This window comes from Bacteroides sp. AM41-16, from assembly GCF_003603495.1.
GTDB classification, from domain to species: domain Bacteria; phylum Bacteroidota; class Bacteroidia; order Bacteroidales; family Bacteroidaceae; genus Bacteroides; species Bacteroides uniformis.
Genome location: NZ_QTNE01000001.1, coordinates 526,287 through 546,888 on the forward strand (window position 1 = coordinate 526,287; position 20,602 = coordinate 546,888).

Annotated in this window: 17 protein-coding genes, 1 tRNA gene and 1 pseudogene; 14 read left to right on the top strand and 5 right to left on the bottom strand. The window is 52.1% G+C overall.

The genetic code is table 11. The features are described from left to right. Positions 1–97 precede the first annotated feature (97 nt). Positions 98–170, top strand: a tRNA-Lys gene (locus tag DW896_RS02490). 343 nt (positions 171–513) lie between these two features. Here DW896_RS02490 and DW896_RS02495 read toward each other — a convergent pair. Further along, complete coding sequence (locus DW896_RS02495) at positions 514–2,718, bottom strand: alpha-galactosidase (RefSeq protein ID WP_117652481.1); 2,205 nt, start codon at positions 2,716–2,718, stop codon at positions 514–516. A 100-nt stretch (positions 2,719–2,818) separates the two neighbouring features. Beyond that, a complete protein-coding gene (locus DW896_RS02500; protein ID WP_034525612.1) occupies positions 2,819–3,580 on the bottom strand; it encodes an SDR family oxidoreductase in 762 nt (253 codons plus the stop codon). Between the two features lie 213 nt (positions 3,581–3,793). On the opposite strand from DW896_RS02500, the gene potA reads away from it, so the two are divergent. From potA to mtgA, 7 genes are all read left to right on the top strand, one after another. Further along, positions 3,794–5,200, top strand: a complete 1,407-nt coding sequence (gene potA / locus DW896_RS02505; RefSeq protein ID WP_005828085.1) for a polyamine ABC transporter ATP-binding protein — start codon at positions 3,794–3,796, stop codon at positions 5,198–5,200. Between the two features lie 16 nt (positions 5,201–5,216). Further along, on the top strand, positions 5,217–5,990 hold the full coding sequence (locus tag DW896_RS02510; protein WP_005828083.1) for an ABC transporter permease: 774 nt from the start codon (positions 5,217–5,219) through the stop codon (positions 5,988–5,990). Continuing rightward, positions 5,987–6,778: an ABC transporter permease gene (locus DW896_RS02515; RefSeq protein WP_008663130.1), complete on the top strand. Its 792-nt coding sequence runs from the start codon at positions 5,987–5,989 to the stop codon at positions 6,776–6,778. Before DW896_RS02510 ends, DW896_RS02515 begins: the two co-directional genes overlap by 4 nt. Before the next feature lie 44 nt (positions 6,779–6,822). Next, positions 6,823–8,160 (top strand): ABC transporter substrate-binding protein, encoded by a 1,338-nt coding sequence (locus DW896_RS02520; RefSeq protein ID WP_193712459.1) that lies wholly within the window; start codon positions 6,823–6,825, stop codon positions 8,158–8,160. A gap of 32 nt (positions 8,161–8,192) precedes the next feature. Further along, on the top strand, positions 8,193–9,521 hold the full coding sequence (locus tag DW896_RS02525; protein ID WP_005828079.1) for an MATE family efflux transporter: 1,329 nt from the start codon (positions 8,193–8,195) through the stop codon (positions 9,519–9,521). 100 nt (positions 9,522–9,621) lie between these two features. Further along, positions 9,622–10,296, top strand: a complete 675-nt coding sequence (locus DW896_RS02530) for an OmpA family protein (RefSeq protein ID WP_005828077.1) — start codon at positions 9,622–9,624, stop codon at positions 10,294–10,296. A gap of 80 nt (positions 10,297–10,376) precedes the next feature. Beyond that, on the top strand, positions 10,377–11,081 hold the full coding sequence (mtgA, locus tag DW896_RS02535; protein ID WP_005828075.1) for a monofunctional biosynthetic peptidoglycan transglycosylase: 705 nt from the start codon (positions 10,377–10,379) through the stop codon (positions 11,079–11,081). 75 nt (positions 11,082–11,156) lie between these two features. Here the strand turns inward: mtgA and DW896_RS02540 are convergent, their stop codons facing one another. The 3 genes from DW896_RS02540 to DW896_RS02550 all read right to left on the bottom strand — a co-directional run bounded on the left by DW896_RS02540 (position 11,157) and on the right by DW896_RS02550 (position 14,238). Beyond that, positions 11,157–12,305, bottom strand: a complete 1,149-nt coding sequence (locus DW896_RS02540; protein WP_005828073.1) for a cytochrome d ubiquinol oxidase subunit II — start codon at positions 12,303–12,305, stop codon at positions 11,157–11,159. A 20-nt stretch (positions 12,306–12,325) separates the two neighbouring features. Then, positions 12,326–13,900, bottom strand: a complete 1,575-nt coding sequence (locus DW896_RS02545; protein WP_005828071.1) for a cytochrome ubiquinol oxidase subunit I — start codon at positions 13,898–13,900, stop codon at positions 12,326–12,328. A gap of 116 nt (positions 13,901–14,016) precedes the next feature. Continuing rightward, the gene (locus tag DW896_RS02550) at positions 14,017–14,238 is read right to left on the bottom strand and encodes a DUF4492 domain-containing protein (RefSeq protein WP_005836288.1); all 222 of its coding nucleotides are present in this window, start codon (positions 14,236–14,238) and stop codon (positions 14,017–14,019) included. 210 nt (positions 14,239–14,448) lie between these two features. On the opposite strand from DW896_RS02550, the gene DW896_RS02555 reads away from it, so the two are divergent. The 6 genes and pseudogenes from DW896_RS02555 to DW896_RS02580 form a co-directional block, all read left to right on the top strand. Continuing rightward, on the top strand, positions 14,449–15,849 hold the full coding sequence (locus tag DW896_RS02555; protein ID WP_119992838.1) for a TolC family protein: 1,401 nt from the start codon (positions 14,449–14,451) through the stop codon (positions 15,847–15,849). 12 nt (positions 15,850–15,861) lie between these two features. After that, positions 15,862–17,091 carry an efflux RND transporter periplasmic adaptor subunit gene (locus DW896_RS02560; protein WP_005828067.1) on the top strand — a complete coding sequence of 410 codons (1,230 nt, stop codon included), beginning with the start codon at positions 15,862–15,864 and terminating at the stop codon, positions 17,089–17,091. Between the two features lie 15 nt (positions 17,092–17,106). Continuing rightward, positions 17,107–17,853 carry an ABC transporter ATP-binding protein gene (locus DW896_RS02565; protein ID WP_005828066.1) on the top strand — a complete coding sequence of 249 codons (747 nt, stop codon included), beginning with the start codon at positions 17,107–17,109 and terminating at the stop codon, positions 17,851–17,853. A gap of 53 nt (positions 17,854–17,906) precedes the next feature. Next, positions 17,907–19,127 carry an ABC transporter permease gene (locus DW896_RS02570; protein ID WP_117879009.1) on the top strand — a complete coding sequence of 407 codons (1,221 nt, stop codon included), beginning with the start codon at positions 17,907–17,909 and terminating at the stop codon, positions 19,125–19,127. Positions 19,128–19,372: 245 nt separating this feature from the next. Further along, positions 19,373–20,440: a sensor histidine kinase gene (locus tag DW896_RS02575; RefSeq protein WP_005836278.1), complete on the top strand. Its 1,068-nt coding sequence runs from the start codon at positions 19,373–19,375 to the stop codon at positions 20,438–20,440. Next, positions 20,437–20,556: pseudogene (locus tag DW896_RS02580) on the top strand (DNA-binding response regulator); the annotation flags it as partial. The gene DW896_RS02575 and the pseudogene DW896_RS02580, both read left to right, overlap by 4 nt. Positions 20,557–20,602: the final 46 nt, after the last annotated feature.

The following is a 20,602-nucleotide window of genomic DNA, read 5'->3' on the forward strand; positions in this document are numbered from 1 at the left end:
GGATTGATGGGGACAAAGATAAGAAAAAAGATGATATTATTTTGCAAATTTCAAAAAAGTATCTATCTTTGCACCCGCTTAACAGCAATGAAGGATTGAATCGCTAGCTCAGCAGGTAGAGCACAACACTTTTAATGTTGGGGTCTTGGGTTCGAGCCCCAAGCGGTTCACATAGAAACAAAGCCAGAAGGCGACAAAAAGAAAAAAGTCCTACAATATCAATGTATTGTGGGACTTTTTTTATGTTTCCATCTTACCTGAAAGTCCCAAAAGGGTACGAAAAGAAAAGTTGGACATCCAAACAGTGGTACAATTGGTACAGTGGGTACAGCGCCTCTTCTGCTTCACACACATGCGCTTATGTACATTACTTCATAACGCGTACATTATTTATATACATGCGTGTGTGAGATAGAAGAGACGCTGTACCCACTGTACCAACTGTACCCATAAACCTCACCTTTACGCCGCTCAAGTTCACCTTTACACGGCCCAACCTCACCTTTGCTTATGTCACTTCACCTCTTCCAGATAAAGCACACGGCTCGAATAGTCGTTCTGCTTGTGATAGTCCACCTTATGGTTGTAGGGAATCTCCAGCCCGTTTGCCATGAGGTAGGCACCACTGAAACTCTTTCCTTCGTAGTTCAAGGGAACATTATCTATACGGTTCAGTTCATGCACCCGGTATTGCTTGTCGGCACAGAGCCCTGCCATCTTCACACGCGGCAGGTGCTGGTTACAGAAATGTTCCGTCTTCCACCAATAGAAGACTGCCTTGTCCTTCTCCGGAGCCACGTACATCAGAGAAGCCACACCTTGCTTGTCATAAGGAGAGAGCAGGCGGTAAATGTCTCCCAACTGTACTACGGGACGAATGGTCTTGTACTCGGCAATGGCATTCTTGCAAAGAGCCTTTTCTTCTTCCGTCATATTTTTGGGCTGGATTTCCATACCCAAACGACCACTCATGGCAACGTCTATCCGATATTTCAGAGGGATGGTGCGGAACGTCTGATGATTGGGGGCAGCACTGATATGCGATGCCATAGCGATGGCGGGGAAGAAATAGGAAGTTCCCCACTGCATATAGACACGTTGCAGGGCATCGGTATTGTCGCTTACCCAGAACTCGTCGAAGTAAGGCAGCACTCCGTAGTTGGCACGACCGCCGCCACTGGCACATGCCTGGATGGTAAGGTCGGGATATTTGGCACGGATGCGCTGGCAGATTTTCTCGAAGCCGCGGTGGAATTCGATGTACATGTGGCTCTGATTATCCTTCGTCAGATATTGCGAACCGTGGTTCTGGACAGACATATTGGCGTCCCACTTGATGTAATCTATTTCAGGATAAGAGGTCATCAGGTTGTCTACCACACCGAAAACGAAGTCCTGCACGGCAGGATTGGCAAGGTCAAGCACTACCTGCGTGCCGCCGCGTCCCAACACAACGTCACGTTCGGAAGCTTTAAGTACCCAGTCGGGATGCTTCTCGTAGAGTTCGCTGGTAGTGTTCGCCATCTCCGGCTCAATCCAGATGCCAAACTTGACGCCATGTTTCTTGGCATCACTCAGCAAGCCTTCAATGCCGTTCGGAAGCTTGTTCTTGTCCACCACCCAGTCGCCGAGTGATGAGCTGTCGTTCTTACGGGGATACTTGTCGCCAAACCAGCCATCGTCCATCACGAACAACTCGCCACCCATGGAGACAATGTCCGCCATCATTTGGTCCATACCTTGCTGGTTGATGTCAAAGTACACGCCTTCCCAACTATTCAAAAGAATCTTGCGGGGGGTAGTGCCGTGCGCCAGTTTGTGCAGGCGTGCCCAGCGATGGAAGTTACGGCTGCCGCCACTCAAGCCTTCATTACTATAAGTCAGGGCAAGTTCGGGAGTGCGGAAAAGCTCGTCCTTCTTCAAGGAATAAGTAGAGTTCTCTTCGTTGATTCCGGCAAAGAAATGGTGGTATTCATCATCGTGCGTCTCAATGCGGAGCTTGTAGTTGCCGCTGTAACAGAGGGCTGCACCAATCACGTTGCCCGTGTTCTCCTGCGGACGACCGTCGAGGGAGAACATCACTTCGGCATGGTCAGTATGGGAATTGCGCACACCGTCCTTATTCTTGATAACCTTCATGCCCGGAGTGAGAGGTTCCTGCGTCAAGACCCCTTCATTGGCCCAGGAACCGGAGAGATGGGACAGCCATACATCGCCACGGCGGATGGGCAGATAGCCGGAAGCAAACTGATTGAGCACCACCGACTTCTTCTCCTGATGGGAGATTTCAGTCCAGGATTCTATCACGTCGGCATCCTGCCAGGCACGGTAACAGACGTTGACGAAGAAGGGATACACCTTATCCTTCAGTGCCACGACAGTCGTCACGACATTCCCTTCCTTTTCGGTAGTCACGTTCAATACTTCGAGCTGGAGGGTCATGTTACCGTCGGCATGCTTCACAGCGAGGGCCGTCTCCACGGGAGCATTCAATCCATATTCGGGATAGGCTGCATGGTTCGCTTCTGCCGCAGAGATATTCTGCAAGTCGGCTTCAGAAAGTCTGTTACCATAATACAAGTGTCTCAGTGTACCGCCTTCAGGAGCCGAAAGCACCAAAGAGGTTTTCGGAGTGGATACACATACGTTTTGAGCCAACAAACTGCCGGTCAGCAGCAGTACTCCAAAGAGGAAATTTGTTCGTTTCTTGAAATTCATGCTTTTCTTGTTTAGATTCTATATTCATTTAGCTGTGCGCAAATGTAGGCGTTTCCCCGAAGATAAAATAGTATCATTTTATCATATCCTTATACAAATTCTATTTCCGGCTGACAATTGTCCCCGTGGCTTGGTTGGCAGGCATCACCAGCACTTCCGCAATCTGGATATGCTCGGGGACGGCAGCGGCGAAATAGACCACTTCGGCTATATCGTCGCCGGTCAGCGGGCGTATACCTTTATATACATTATCGGCCGCCTCCCGGTTACCACGGAAACGGACGACGGAGAAATTGGTTTCCACCAACCCCGGCTTGATATTCGTTACGCGTATCGGGGTATCCACCAGGTCGATGCGGAGTCCGTCGGAAAGGGCCTTGACGGCAGCCTTGCAGGCACAGTACACACTGCCTCCCGGATAAGCGTAATCTCCGGCAATGGACCCCATATTGATAACGTGACCACGGCCTCGCTCCACCATACCGGGAACCACGAGGCGGGTCATGGCAAGCAAGGCTTTCACGTTAGTGTCGATGACAATGTCCCATTCATCCAGGTTACCTTCATGTTCCTTGTCCACCCCAATGACGAGTCCGGCATTGTTCACCAGTATGTCTACCGCCTTCCATTCCTCCGGAAGGGATTCGAGGGCGGCATGGGCAGCCTGCCGGTCGCGGACATCGAAAGGAAGCAGATACACATCGGCTCCATATTTCTCCAACAATTCTTTCTTTACAGCATTCAGTTTCTCCACATTACGGCCATTGAGTATAAGCCGGTAACCGTTCATGGCAAATTTACGCGCGCAGCCTTCCCCTATTCCCGAGGAGGCTCCGGTGATGAGTACAATCTTCTTTTCCATCATGTTATTAAGTTTTAATATCAATACTGCCAACAAAGGTATTACTTATTATTTTAACTTCATAGGAATAATGAATTTTAGAGTAAGGCGAAAAATCCCGATAAATTATGTAACTTTGCACCCGCTTTTTGAAAGCCCGAGAAACTGTTTTGATTTTATTTCAGCTTTCTTCTGAGATTTGTTTAATTCGTTTGGATAAAGTAAAAGACGCTTATGCAAAAGTCCGATTGCATCATCGGTGTGGAGCACGTATCGAAATTTTTCGGAGATAAGGCCGTGCTGAATGATGTGAATTTGTCTGTCCGTAAGGGCGAGTTTGTAACAATACTGGGACCGTCCGGCTGCGGAAAGACAACTCTGTTGCGCCTCATTGCAGGCTTTCAGACAGCCTCGGAAGGAGTGATAACCATTGCCGGAAAGGACATCACACAGACACCGCCGCACAAGCGTCCGGTAAACACCGTGTTCCAGAAGTACGCCCTCTTCCCCCACCTCAACGTGTTCAACAACATTGCCTTCGGGCTGAAGCTGAAGAAGCTGCCCGGTGCCACCATCGAGAAGAAGGTAAAGCAAGCCCTGCGCATGGTGGGCATGACGGACTATGAGGACCGCGACGTAGACTCCCTCTCCGGCGGGCAGCAACAGCGCGTAGCCATTGCCCGAGCCATCGTCAACGAACCCGAAGTGCTGCTACTGGACGAACCCCTTGCCGCCCTGGACCTAAAAATGCGCAAGGACATGCAGATGGAGCTAAAGGAGATGCACCAGAAGCTGGGCATCACCTTCGTATATGTGACCCACGACCAGGAAGAGGCACTGACCTTGAGCGATACCATCGTCGTGATGAGCGAAGGACGCATCCAGCAAATAGGCGTGCCGACGGACATCTACAACGAACCCATCAACTCCTTCGTAGCAGACTTCATTGGTGAAAGCAACATCTTGAACGGAGTTATGATAAAGGATAAAGCCGTCACCTTCTGCGGACACGAATTTGAATGCGTGGACACGGGATTTGGCGAGCAGATGCAGGTAGACGTAGTGATTCGCCCCGAAGACATCTACATCTTCGATGTATCCGACGCCGCACAGCTGACGGGGACCGTAACCAGCTGCATCTTTAAAGGCGTACACTACGAAATGCTGGTGCAGACGCGCGAAGGCTACGAGCTGATGGTGCAGGACTACCATGCCTTCGAGGCAGGACGCGAAGTCGGCCTGCTGGTGAAACCCTTCGACATCCACGTGATGAAGAAGGAACGCACCTGCAACACCTTCGAGGGAAAGCTGGTGGACGAGACGCACGTAGACTTCCTGGGCTGTAACTTCGAGTGCCTCCCCGTGCAGGGCATCGAGCCGGGCAGCGCCGTGCAAGTGGAAGTAGACTTCCAGCACGTCATCCTCGAAGACAACGAAGAGGACGGCCGTCTGACGGGTGAAGTGAAATTCATCCTCTACAAAGGGAACCATTACCACCTGACCGTGTTTACGGACTGGGACGAAGACATCTTTGTCGACACCAACGACGTGTGGGACGACGGCGACCGCGTAGGTATCACCATCGCCCCTCAAAATATACGGATTGTTCAATCTCTTAATAAGGAAGGAAGTGCTCAATAAGTTATCCCATTTCTTCATGCGCCGGCGCAACTGGACGGTACCCTACGCGCTGTTTCTGCTTGTATTTGTCATAGTACCGCTGCTGCTCATCGTGCTCTATGCCTTTACGGACGACGGAGGGGCGTTTACGTTGGCCAACTTCCGCAAGTTCATGATGCACCCCGAAGCGATGAACACGTTTGTCTACTCCATCGGAATAGCCGTTATCACCACGCTGGTCTGCCTGCTGCTGGGCTATCCGGCAGCGTATATCCTGAGCCAGAAGCAATTCAACACCTCACGCACCATGGTGGTGCTGTTCATCCTCCCCATGTGGGTGAATATCTTGATACGTACGCTTGCCACAGTGGCGCTGTTCGACTTCCTGAACCTGCCGCTGGGCGAAGGTGCCCTTGTGTTCGGTATGGTCTACAACTTCCTGCCGTTCATGATATACCCCATTTACAACACTCTTCAGAAGATGGACCACAATCTGATTGAGGCTGCGCAGGACTTGGGAGCCTCTCCTACCCGCGTATTCGGCAAGGTGATTCTGCCGCTCTCCATGCCGGGAGTGATGAGCGGCATAGTGATGGTGTTTATGCCTACGGTTTCTACCTTTGCCATTGCCGAGTTGCTAACAATGAACAACATCAAACTGTTCGGCACCACGGTGCAAGAGAATATTTACAACGGAATGTGGAACTACGGTGCCGCCCTCTCGCTCATCATGCTGCTGCTGATAGGCATCACCATCCTCTTTACCAACGAGGAGGACGGGGCATCGAATGAAAGCGGAGGTGTGATATGATGACACGAATCTTAACCCGCGGCTACTTGTGGCTGCTGCTGGCGTTGCTCTACTCGCCCATCTTAATTATTATGATATTCTCCTTCACGGAGGCAAAGGTGCTGGGCAACTGGACGGGATTCTCCACCAAGCTGTACAGCTCCTTGTTTACGGGCGGGATGCACCACTCGCTGATAAATGCCATCTGGAACACATTCGCCATTGCCCTGCTTGCCGCCACCGCCAGTACGGCGCTGGGCAGCATTGCAGCCATCGGCATCTTCAATCTGCGCTCGCGCACACGGCAGGTAATGAACTTCGCCAATGCCATCCCGATGATGAATGCAGACATTATCACCGGTGTGTCGCTGTTCCTGCTGTTCGTCAGCTTCGGCATATCGCAAGGATTCACCACAGTGGTACTGGCACACATCACTTTCTGCACGCCCTACGTGGTGCTCAGCGTAATGCCCCGGCTCAAAAAGATGAACCAGAATGTCTACGAGGCGGCACTCGACCTGGGCGCCACACCGTTCCAAGCACTGCGCAAGGTTATTCTTCCGGAGATATTTCCGGGTATGATAAGCGGATTCATCCTTGCTTTCACGCTCTCCATCGACGACTTTGCCGTGACCATCTTCACCATCGGCAACCAGGGGCTGGAAACGCTCTCCACCTACATCTACGCCGATGCGCGCAAAGGTGGACTGACGCCGGAACTGCGGCCACTCTCCACCATCATCTTCGTGACGGTGCTGGTGCTGCTGATTGTAATCAACAAGCGGGCCGAACGGACGAAAAACGATTGATGTGAGTGATGAGTTATAAGTTATCAATTGTCAAGAACAAGATGATGAAAAGGATAATAAACATACTGATTCTACTGTGCTGTATCGCATCCCTCTCTTCTTGTGGAAACTCCACAGAAGAGCGCAGCCGTGTACTGAAGATATACAACTGGGCGGACTACATCGATGAAGATGTGCTTGCCGAATTTCCCGACTGGTACAAGCAGCAGACGGGCGAAGACCTCCGTATCATCTACCAGGTGTTCGATATCAACGAAATCATGCTCACCAAAATTGAGCGCGGGCACGAGGACTTCGACGTCGTATGCCCCTCGGAGTACATCATCGAACGCATGCTTCGCAAAGACCTCCTGCTACCCATCGATCGCAACTTCGGCCACACGCCGGACTACATCCCCAACGTGTCGCCCTACATTCGCCACGAGCTGAACAAGACCTCGCAACCGGAACGCCAGACCGAGGACTATGCCGTGCCCTACATGTGGGGCACCGCTGGTATCCTCTTCAACAAAAAGTTTATTACCGCCGAAGAGGCCGGCACATGGGACATCCTCTGGGACTCCAAAAACCGCGGCAAAATACTGATGAAGGACAGCTACCGCGATGCCTACGGTACCGCCATCATCTACGCCCACGCCCGGGAGCTGGCCGACAGCACCGTCACCGTAGAGCAACTGATGAACGACAACTCCCCGCAGGCCATCGCCCTGGCCGAGCAACGCCTCAAGGAGATGAAACCCAACATCGCCGGCTGGGAAGCCGACTTCGGCAAGGAAATGATGACCAAGAACAAGGCGTGGATTAACTTCACCTGGAGCGGCGACGCCGTCTGGGCCATCGAGGAGGCCGATGCCGTGGGTGTGGAACTGGACTACACCGTCCCCTGCGAAGGCAGCAACATCTGGTACGACGGCTGGGTAATCCCCCGCTACGCCCGCAACGTGAAGGCGGCAAGCTATTTCATCAACTACCTCTGCCAGCCTTCCGTGGCACTGCGCAACATGGATGCCATCGGCTACGTCAGCGCCGTAGCCACACCGGAAATCATGGAGGCCAAGACCGATACCACGCTCGACGTGCACTCCGACCTCAGCTACTTCTTCGGCCCCCTGCCCGGAGCCGACAGCCTGCAGATAGACCCGGTACAATATCCTGACCGCCGAGTAGTGGAACGCTGCGCCATGATACGCGACTTCGGCGACCGCACGGAACTAGTGCTCGAGATGTGGAGCCGCGTGAAAGGTGACAATCTCAACACAGGCATCGTGCTGCTCATCTTCGCCGTTTTCGGTCTGCTCTTCATCTGGCTGGTATATGCCAAGATACGAAAGTACAAGCAGAAACGCCACCACCGTCTCCGCAGAAAGCGGAAAAGGGGATGAGCAACACATTGTTTACCTAAAAACCCGTCAACGTGCAAGGAACAAAGAATCTGACACAAGGCCCCATCAACCGCCAGCTTTTCACGCTGGCAATGCCCATCATGGCCACCTCGTTCATCCAGATGGCCTACAGCCTGACGGACATGGCATGGGTAGGGCGTCTGGGCAGTGAGTCCATGGCTGCAGTAGGTGCGGTAGGCATACTGACGTGGATGTCCGGCTCCATCGCCTTGCTCAATAAAGTGGGCGCCGAAGTCAGCGTAGGCCAGTCCATCGGTGCACGCAGCGAAGAGGACGCACGCAGCTTTGCCTCGCACAACATTACGATTGCCCTGCTCATCTCCGTCTGCTGGGGAGGCCTGCTCTTTCTTTTCGCCCGCCCCATCCTGAACATCTTCGAGCTGAAACAGCATATCACGGACGCCGCCGTGACTTATCTGCGCATCGTGTCGACGGGACTGCCTTTCATCTTTCTCTCCGCTGCCTTTACGGGCATCTACAACGCGGCAGGACGAAGCAAGATTCCGTTCTACATCAGCGGGACGGGACTGATAATGAACATCGTCCTCGACCCTCTGTTCATCTTCGGCTTCGGTTGGGGAACAGTGGGCGCGGCACTTGCCACATGGCTTTCCGAAGCTACAGTATTCGGCATCTTCGTCTACAAACTCCGGGGGAAAAGCGCCGTGCTCGGAGGTTTCTCCTTTATCGTTCCGCTGAAAAAGAAGTACACCCGGCGCATCTTCAAGCTCGGGCTGCCCGTGGCTACGCTGAACACGCTATTTGCCTTCGTCAATATGTTCCTCTCGCGCACCGCCTCGGAGCAGGGAGGACACATCGGACTGATGGCATTCACCACCGGTGGACAAATCGAGGCCATCACCTGGAATACTTCGCAAGGATTCTCCACGGGGCTGAGCACGTTCATCGCCCAGAACTATGCCGCGGGGCAGAAGTCGCGCGTGAAGCAAGCATGGCGCACCACCATGTGGATGACGGGCGTATTCGGAAGCCTCTGCTCACTACTGTTCATCTTCTTCGGCAGCGAGGTGTTCTCTATCTTCGTACCCGAGGCCGAAGCCTACCGTGTGGGTGGAGATTTCCTCCGCATCGACGGCTATTCGCAAATGTTCATGATGATGGAAATTACCATGCAGGGCGTGTTCTACGGACTGGGACGGACAGTGCCGCCTGCCATTGTCAGCATCGGATGCAATTACATGCGTATTCCGGTGGCGTTATTGCTGGTGCACATGGGTATGGGAGTGGATGCCATCTGGTGGGCAGTAAGTGGAACGACCGTTGCCAAAGGTCTTATACTGACAGCCTGGTTCGTCCTCATCAAAAGGAAAATTCTCTAAAAAAGGACAGAACTGGCGAACTTTAGAAAGAAGAATATGGTTATTATATACATAAATTTGCAACATTAAAGATAAAGTCAACTTTTAAAGAAAAAGAGTTATGAAGAAGATGAAATTTACAGTATTACTTTTGTGCGGCGCATTGCTGCTGGGCAGTTGCGGCACAATGAACAACAAGGCCAAAGGTGGAATAATCGGCGGTGGCTCCGGTGCAGCAGCAGGTGCCATTATCGGCGGACTGATAGGTAAAGGCAAGGGGGCAGCCATTGGAGCTGCGGTAGGTGCTGCAGTAGGTACGGGTGCCGGCGTTGCCATCGGACACAAGATGGACAAGAAGGCTGCCGAAGCTGCCAAGATTGAAGGCGCCCAAGTGGAGCAGGTGACGGATGCAAACGGCTTGCCGGCTGTCAAAGTATCCTTTGCGGCAGGTATTCTTTTCGGCTTCAACTCCGCAGCACTGAGCAACGAGGCAAAGGCTTCCCTGCGCGAACTCGCACAGATTCTGAAGGAAGACCCGACAACCGATATCGCCATCATCGGCCATACCGACAAAGTGGGTACTTACGAAGCCAACATGAAAGTTTCCAAGAACCGCGCCTATGCCGTAGAGAACTATTTGCAGGATTGCGGCGTATCTCCGGCCCAGTTCAAGAAAGTGGAAGGCGTGGGATACAACGAATACGACGAAAGTCTGTCTGCCGACCAGAACCGACGCGTAGAGGTATATATGTATGCCAGCGAACAGATGATTAAGAATGCGGAGGCAGCTAATTAATATGGTAAAGTGATTAATGTGTTAATGTGCCAATATGCATATTGGCACATTAACACATTAATCACATTGGCACTCTCTCCATGAAACTCCCGAAGCCTTTGCGGTTCCTCCGCAACATCATATTATTCTTCTTTATTTCCACTATCCTAGCGGTAGTGGCTTATCGTTTTGTACCCGTCTACATCACGCCACTGATGGTTATTCGCAGCGTGCAACAGGTCTTTAAGGGTGAAAGTCCATGCTGGCACCACACTTGGGTATCTTCCGACAAGATATCCCCTCACCTGCCTATGGCCGTCATTGCCTCGGAAGACAACCGGTTTGCCACACACAACGGATTCGATTTCATCGAGATACAGAAAGCGATAAAGGAGAATGAAACAAGAAAACGGAAACGGGGCGCAAGCACCATCAGCCAGCAGACGGCAAAGAATGTATTCCTATGGCCCCAGTCTTCCTGGGTACGTAAAGGACTGGAAGTCTACTTCACCGTACTAATAGAGTTCTTCTGGTCCAAAGAACGTATCATGGAGGTCTATCTCAACTCCATCGAAATGGGAAAAGGCATCTATGGCGCACAAGCTGCCGCCAAATACAAGTTCAAGACTACAGCAGCCAAGCTCTCTGCCGGACAGTGCGCACTAATAGCGGCAACATTGCCCAACCCCATACGCTTCGACTCAGCACACCCCTCCCCTTACATAAAGAAAAGGCAAGGACAGATTCTACGATTGATGAAACTGGTACCCAAATTCCAGCTAAATGAGAAGCGGACAAAAGAATAAGAAGAGGATGTATCAAAACAGTTAATAGCACACAGATGACACATCCTCCTTTAATTTTTAATTCTTAATTTTTAATTAATACGCGTGTCCTCCCTCTTCCATCTCCTTCGCATCAATCTTGCGATTGTCGATACTGCGCCAAGCGTAGAAGATGTAGGCAAGAACGAAAGGAACAAGGATAGAGACATAAGCCATAACCTTCAGTGTGAACTGGCTCGAGCAACTGTTTGCCAACGTGAGTGAGCTTTGCAGGTCGTGGGTAGAAGGATAATAGGCCGTATTGTTATAGCCTGCCACAAGCAGCAGTGCCAATACCGTAAGCACCGTCCCTGCACCGGCAAACCAGATACCCTTGTCGAATGCCGGCTTCCACAGCGTGCGGATAATGCCCCAGAGCACAGCCACCACACCAACCAGGAATACAAGCAGCACTACCGGCATCTGCAGGAAGTTCGTCAGATACTTGTAAGGTTCCATGAACACCTCTCCCGTTTCCGGGCGTACAGCATAGCCGTCGGCAAGCAGCGTACGGATGACGAAGGCCAGGAAGAATACCAGGAACAACGCCGTATTTCCCCAAAGTGCCCGGCGGCAGCGTTTCACCAAATCATCCTCATTGATATTATTAATAAAATAAAGCGCTCCCAAGATACGTGCCAGGAAGAACACAGCCAGCCCCAGCACCACATTCCACGGATTAAGCAACGCATCCAACCCATGCCAGCCGTTAGCCCATTGACTGATAACCGGCATTGCCGCATCTGCGATATTCCCTTTATTGATATAGAAGTTAGACCCCGTGAAGAACGTGGCCACTGCCCCACCCAGCAATACCGGACCTACCACTCCGTTTATCACCAGGAACGTGCGATACGTTGTCTTGCCCAGCAGATTTCCCGCCTTCGACTGAAACTCGTAGCTGACAGCCTGCAACACAAAGCTGAACAGAATAATCATCCACAACCAATAAGCTCCTCCGAAACTGGTACTATAGAACAACGGAAACGAAGCAAAGAACGCGCCTCCAAACGTGACAAGCGTTGTAAACGTGAACTCCCACTTCCGTCCCGTAGAATTAATCATCATCTTCTTCTGCTCCTCCGTCTTCCCCAGACAGAACAGAAGCGAATTACCTCCCTGCACGAACAGCAGGAATACCAGTAGTGCTCCCAGCAAGGAGACTACAAACCACCAATAGTGTTGAAGAAATATATAAGCATTCATTGTGAGTTATGAGTTATAAGTTATGAGTTATGTGACGGTGTGTGCGTTTCGGTTTCAGGACCTTTGCGAATAGCCTTCAGCATAATTCCCACCTCAGCAATCAGCATGACAGTGAAAAGTACCAGGAAAATAAAGAACGTGGTCTGCACGGAGCCTACATCCAGCTTAGAGATGGCGGCACTCGTGGGCAGCATATCTTGGATGGCCCACGGCTGACGACCACACTCGGCAACCACCCATCCGGCTTGTCCAGCCAGATAGCCCAGCGGAATGGTGAGCATAGCCACCCAATGCATCCATGGCATCCGCGACAAGTCTTTCTTATAGGCCAGGAACAGCACCACAATAAAGAAGAGGATGAAGTATCCACCCAACATCACCATCACACGGAACATGTAGAACGTAAGGGACACATTGGGCACCAGCTCGTTCACGTCCTTGATATAACCATAACCGAAATAGGCTACATTATCTTTCAACACTTTGGCAGCCACCTCTGCATCTGCCTCATTGCCCGCAGCCTTGGCTGCACGATAGGCGGCAAACGCACCGATAGCCGTTTTTCCTTTTTCTATTTTCTCCTCTGCCGAAAGCGCTACGGTACCATCGCTCAACGGATATCCACCTTTCAGCAGGTCATTGATGCCGGGAACAAAAGCATCCATCTTGCGCTCGGCAAGCAGCGACAGCATCTTCGGAATTTCCACACGGAAAAGGAATGGGTCTACTCCGTCCTGCGGTGTCTGCTTGGCAGGATTCAGCAGCCCGAACGCTACCAATCCGGCACCTTGCCGCCCTTCATAATAGCCTTCCATAGCAGCCAGCTTCATCGGCTGCTTTTGCGCCACCTGATAGCCCGAGCCATCACCCGTCCAGGCAGAGAGCACAGCGGCACACAGACCTACCCATGCGGCAATCTTTACACTTGCCAGCGCAAATTTCTTCTCGCGCTTCTTCCACAGATACCAGCAGCTTACGCCTACTACAAACACGGCAGCCAGCACCCAGCCGGACAGCACGCTATGGAAGAACTTATTGACAGCCATCGGCGAAGTTGCCACAGCCCAGAAGTCCACCATCTCGTTGCGTGCCGTATCGGGATTGAACTCCATACCTACGGGATTCTGCATCCACGCATTGGCAACCAGAATCCACCAGGCAGAAATCGTGGCGCCCAGCCCCGTGAGCCAAGTAGATGCCAGGTGGAAACGCTTGCTCACCTTATCCCAGCCGAAGAACATGACGGCGATAAACGTTGCTTCCATAAAGAAAGCCAAAATACCCTCGATGGCAAGCGGCGCACCGAAGATGTCGCCCACAAACCAACTGTAATTACTCCAATTCGTACCGAATTCAAATTCCAGAATAATACCGGTTGCTACACCAATAGCAAAGTTGATACCGAAAATCTTCATCCAGAATTTGGCAGTACGTTTCCAAAATTCGTCACCCGTACGGTAGTACGCTGTCTCCATGATGCCCATAATTACCGCCAGTCCAAGTGTCAGCGGCACAAAAATCCAGTGATAGATGGCGGTCAAGGCAAATTGGGCTCTCGACCAGTCAATCAGGGAAGTGTCAATGTGTCCAAGCATAAGAATCAAGTTATGAGTTATAAGTTATGAGTTATTAAGTTTTTAAGTTATCGGGTAAGAACAGAGAGACACGGAGAATTTATAAGGGCAAGGAAATAAACTCTGTGTCTCCGTGTTTAGTCGCCCAGACTCCGATGGATAAGCTCATTACTGACATAGCCTTCCTTGTCATCGCCCACCACGGGGGTATTCAGAAACCGTGGGAAGAAGAAAAGGCGGAGAATGAAAAACATGATGAACAACTTCACAAGAATGATAAGCCACAAAGTACGCCCTAACGTCATACTTCGAAAACCTTCCAAATAAAAACGCCAAATGTTTACCGCAGTCTGTTTCATGCCGATAAAATTATAATGATTACAAATATAAAATACTTTTATATAAAGAACAAATAAAAAGGTGAAAAGTTGAACAGAAAAAAGACTTCTCCCATTCATCGGTACAAAAAAGATTTTAGGCGAGGAAAATTCACTCAACGTCTATCACTTTTGCAATCCTTTCTCCACCCCACTACATTTGCAAATGTAAAACCATAGAATAACGAAGATATGACGAACGTAAAAAGATTGACAGTGATAGCGCTATGTATGGCAAGCTGCATGGGAGTGGCCGCCCAAAACGGCACTTCCACGCAGATACCCGGCAGTTCCGAGCAGCCAGCCGACAGCCTGCCCGCCCAATGGGACTTGCAAGCGTGCATCGACTATGCCTTGCAGCAAAACATCACCATCCGCAAGAACCGCCTCAACGCGGAAAGTGCCCAGGTAGATGTAAAGACCGCCCGAGCCGCTCTCTTCCCCAGCCTTTCGGCCAGTGTGAGCCAGCGTGTCGTGAATCGCCCGAAGAGCGAGACAAACACCACCATCGACGGCGACAACATCACCAGCAGCCAGAGCAAGACTTCCTATAACGGCAGCTACGGCATCGATGCCAACTGGACCCTCTACAACGGCGGGAAGCGCCTCAACACCATCAAACAACAGCAACTGAACAACCGCATTGCCGAACTTAGCGTAGCACAGAGCGAGAACAGCATCGAAGAAAGTATCGCACAAACCTACGTACAGATACTCTACGCCGCCGAAGCCGTGAAAGTGAACGAATCGACCCTGGAAGTGAGCCAAGCCGAATGCGAACGCGCCCGCCAGCTTCTCGAAGCAGGAAGCATAGCCAAAAGCGACCTGGCACAACTGGAAGCGCAGGTAAGCACCGACAAGTACCAACTGGTGACCGCACAAGCCACCCTGCAAGACTACAAACTACAACTGAAACAACTCCTGGAACTGGACGGCGAATCCGAGATGAACCTCTACATCCCTACACTCGGCACGGAAAACGTACTGGCACCCCTGCCCACCAAAACGGACGTTTACCGTTCTGCCCTCGTGCTCCGTCCGGAAATAGAAGCCGGCAAACTGAATATACAGACATCCGACCTCGACATCAAAATTGCCCGCGCTGGCTATCTGCCTACGCTGAGCCTCAGCGCCGGCATCGGAACCAGCCATGCCAACGGCAATGACTTCACCTTCAGCGAGCAAGTCAAACAGAACTGGAACAACTCGCTGGGCTTCACCGTAAGCGTGCCCATCTTCAGCAACCGGCAGACCAAGAGTGCCGTAGAGAAAGCCAAGATTCAGAAGCAGACCAGCGAACTGGACCTGCTGGACGACCAAAAAACGCTGTACAAGACCATCGAAACCCTCTGGCTCGATGCCAACAGCGCCCAGCAGCGCTACGCCGCCGCCACAGAGAAACTGAAAAGTACGCAGACCAGCTATGAACTGATTCAAGAGCAGTTCAACCTGGGCATGAAGAATACCGTAGAACTGCTGACTGAGAAAAGCAATCTGCTCAGCGCACAGCAGGAGACACTGCAAGCCAAATACATGGCCATACTGAATATGCAGCTACTGAAGTTTTATCAAGGAGAAAAAATCGAATTATAATACCTTATATATATGAACAAAAAAAGAATCATCCTCATTGCCGTAGCTGCCGTAATCATAGTGGGCGGCGGCGTATGGCTCTTCGGTGGTGCCAAGGCCAAGCACAAGGTGACCTACGCCACAGCAACCATCCATAAAGGCGAGATTTCCGAATCCGTAACCGCCACGGGGACCATCGAACCGGTGACGGAAGTGGAAGTGGGTACCCAGGTGAGCGGTATCATCGACAAGATTCATGTAGACTACAATTCCGTAGTAACCAAAGGCCAACTCATTGCCGAGATGGACCGCGTGACACTGCAAAGCGAACTCGCTTCGCAACGCGCCGCCTACAACGGTGCAAAGGCCGAATACGAGTACCAGAAAAAACTCTACGAGCGCAACAAGACGCTGAACGAAAAGCAGCTCATCGCCGCCACGGACTATGAGCAGTCCGTCTATAACTACGAGAAGGCCAAGAGCAACTACGAAAGCAGCCAGGCATCACTGGCAAAGGCTGAACGCAACCTCTCCTACGCCACCATCACCTCTCCCATCGACGGTGTGGTCATCAGCCGCGACGTGGAAGCAGGACAGACCGTGGCTTCCGGCTTCGAGACACCGACACTGTTCACCATCGCTGCCGACCTGACGCAGATGCAGGTTGTGGCCGACGTGGACGAAGCGGACATAGGCGGTGTGGAAGAGGGACAGCGCGCCACGTTTACCGTAGACGCCTACCCGAATGACGTGTTCGAAGGAGTGGTCACACAAATTCGTCTGGGAGATGCCAGCTCAAGCAGCACGTCGAGCACCAGCACCAGCACGGTTGTGACCTACGAAGTAGTCATCTCCGCCCACAACCCGGACCTGAAACTGAAACCACGCCTGACAGCCAACGTCACCATCTTCACCCTCGACCGCAAAGACGTACTGTGCGCTCCTGCCCGTGCCCTGCGCTTCAACCCCGAAAAACCGCTTATCGGCGACAATGATATCGTGAAGGATTGCGAAGGGGAACATAAACTCTGGACCCGCGAAGGCAACACCTTTACCGCCCATCCTGTGAAGATAGGTATCTCCAACGGAGTCAACACGGAAATTATCAGCGGCATTAACGAAGGTACCGTAGTGGTGACCGAAGCCACCATCGGCAGCATGCCCGGCAGCGGCGCTCCGGACATGAGCCAGGAAGCTCCCGGAGGTGAGAAGAGTCCGTTCATGCCTGGCCCTCCGGGAAGTAAGAAGAAGAGCGGAAAATAATACAAAAAAAGAATTATGAATAAAGCAGTCATTGAACTTCAAAATATCAAACGCAACTTCCAGGTGGGGGACGAAACCGTGCATGCCCTGCGCGGCGTCTCGTTCACCATCCGTGAAGGCGAGTTTGTCACCATCATGGGTACATCGGGCTCCGGAAAGTCTACTTTGCTGAATACCCTCGGCTGCCTGGACACGCCCACCAGCGGCGAATACCTGCTGGACGGTATCTCCGTACGCACCATGAGCAAGCCTCAACGCGCCGTACTACGCAACCGTAAAATCGGCTTCGTATTCCAGAGTTACAACCTGCTGCCCAAAACCACTGCCGTGGAAAATGTGGAGCTACCGCTGATGTATAACTCCTCCGTCTCGGCTTCCGAAAGGCGGAGACGTGCCATCGAAGCCCTGCAAGCCGTGGGGCTGGGCGACCGACTGGAACATAAGTCCAATCAGATGTCCGGCGGTCAGATGCAACGCGTAGCCATCGCCCGCGCCTTGGTGAACAATCCCGCCGTTATCCTGGCAGACGAAGCTACGGGTAACCTGGACACCCGTACTTCTTTCGAGATTCTGGTACTGTTCCAAAAGCTGCATGCCGAAGGACGCACCATCATCTTCGTCACCCACAACCCCGAAATAGCCCAGTACAGCAGCCGCAACATCGTGCTGCGCGACGGACAAATCAAGGACGATACCATCAACACCCAAATCCAGAATGCAGCCGAAGCCCTGGCAGCATTGCCTAAGCAGGAGGAGGAATGAGGGATAAGGGATTAAGGATTAGGGATTAATTTTAAACTTTCCATTAAAACGATATGAACGGAACAAACCTTTTCAAAATAGCCTTGCGAGCCTTGAACAACAACAAGCTGCGCGCATTCCTCACCATGCTGGGCATCATCATCGGCGTGGCGTCCGTCATCACGATGCTTGCCATCGGACAAGGTTCGAAGAAAAGCATCCAGGCGCAAATCTCCGAGATGGGCTCCAACATGATTATGATTCACCCCGGTGCCGACATGCGCGGCGGTGTCCGCCAAGACCCCAGCGCCATGCAGACCTTGAAGCTGACCGACTACGAAGCCCTGCGCAACGAAACCAACTTCCTGGCTGCCGTCAGCCCCAATGTCTCCTCCAGCGGGCAGCTCATCGCGGGCAACAACAACTACCCCTCCTCCGTGAGCGGCGTGGGCACGGACTATCTCGAAATCCGGCAGCTCAGCGTGGAGAACGGCGAGATGTTTACCGAAGCCGACATACAGACCTCTGCCAAGGTGTGCGTCATCGGAAAGACCATCCAAGACAACCTCTTTCCCGGAGGAGAGGACCCCGTGGGACGTATCATCCGCTTCAACCAAGTGCCCTTCCGCGTGGTGGGCGTGCTGAAGTCCAAAGGCTACAACTCCATGGGCATGGACCAAGACGACGTAGTGCTTGCCCCTTACAGCACCGTGATGAAACGCCTGCTGGCACAGACCTACCTTAGCGGCATCTTCGCCTCCGCCCTCACCGAGGACATGACGGACAATGCCACCGACGAAATCACCGAGATACTGCGCCGCAACCACAAGCTGAAGGAGAATGACGACGACGACTTCACCATTCGCAGCCAGCAGGAACTCAGCACCATGCTGAATTCCACCACCGACCTGATGACCACGCTGCTTGCCTGCATAGCCGGCATTTCGCTCGTAGTGGGCGGCATCGGCATTATGAACATCATGTACGTATCGGTGACGGAACGCACGCGCGAAATCGGCCTGCGCATGAGTGTAGGCGCCCGCGGTGTCGACATCTTGAGCCAGTTCCTCATCGAAGCTATCCTCATCAGCATCACCGGAGGCATCATCGGCGTCATCATCGGATGCGGAGCCAGCTGGATAGTGAAGAGCGTTGCCCACTGGCCCATCTTCATCCAGCCGTGGAGTGTATTCCTCTCCTTCGCCGTATGTACCGTCACCGGAGTGTTCTTCGGTTGGTATCCCGCCAAGAAAGCTGCGGACCTCGACCCGATAGAGGCCATACGCTACGAATAACCTTTTCTCCCTTGCCGGAAGTTAGCCAAATAGTTCTTAAGTATTAGGAAAAAAGTTTCCGGCAATAGGGAAAAAAGTTATGCGAAACTAAGAATAATCTCTATCCCAAGCCTTGGGATAGACATCCGCAAGCTTGGGATACATATCCGCAACCTGGAAACGCTTATCCGCAACCTGCGAACAGAGATTTGCTTCGCAGGCAGCGGATATTTCCAATATCCACCTAAAATCCGTATCTTTGTATCATGATGAAACAACAGCTCCCTAACCCACGCCGCCGCGGCATCGAAACCCTGATACACATCATTGTCTGGGGTATCGTCATCGGTTTCCCCTTTCTGATGATGACACGCAGCGGCTTCAATATCAGCCTTGCGGACTATCTGCGCCACGGTAGCAGCAGTACCCTCTCATTCTTCCTTGTATTCTACATCAACTACTGCCTCCTCATTCCCCGCTACTTGTTCGAGGGACGCATCCGGCAGTATCTCCTGCTGAACACACTGCTCATCATCTGCATTACCACCGGCGCCCACCTTTGGCAAGAATACACATTCCAAAACCATATGCGCGGCGATGATGACGGTCAGCACATGGGGCCTCCCAAATGGATATTCATCTTGCGCGACGTCTCGACCATGATTCTCACCGCCGGCCTCAGCGCTGCCATCAAGCTGAGCCGCCGCTGGGCGCAGATGGACGCCGCCCGCCGCGAAGCCGAGAAAAGCCGCACGGAAGCCGAGTTGAAGAACCTGCGCAACCAGCTCAACCCGCACTTCCTGCTCAATACGCTGAATAACATCTACGCCCTCATCGCCTTCGATGCCGACAAGGCACAGACTGCCGTGCAGGAACTGAGCCGACTGCTGCGCCATGTGCTGTATGACAATCAGCAGAACTTCGTCACCCTGGACAAGGAGATGGACTTCATCCGCAACTACATCGAACTGATGCGCATCCGTCTCTCCGCCAACGTCCGTGTGGAAACAAAGATAGACGTCCGACCGGACAGCCGTACTGAAATAGCTCCGCTCATCTTTATTTCCCTCATAGAGAATGCCTTCAAGCATGGCATCTCCCCCACCGAACCCAGCTTTATCCGTATCCACTTCAGTGAAAGCCCCGGAGAGATACATTGCGAAATAACCAACAGCTATCATCCCAAAAGCGTGGCAGACAAGAGTGGAAGCGGCATCGGGTTGGAACAAGTGCGCAAGCGTCTGGAGCTGACCTATCCCGGTCATTACGACTGGCAGCAAGGAGTGAGTGAGGACATGAAAGAGTATAAATCTATTTTAATTATAAAGATATGAATCTGAAGTGCGCCATTGTAGACGACGAGCCCCTCGCCCTGGGGTTGCTGGAAAGCTACGTCAACAAGACCCCGTTTCTAGAGTTGGTCGGTAAATACTCCAGTGCCGTACAAGCCGGTAGTGTAAAATAAACTGTGTCACGCATTATTTATCTCTAGAAAA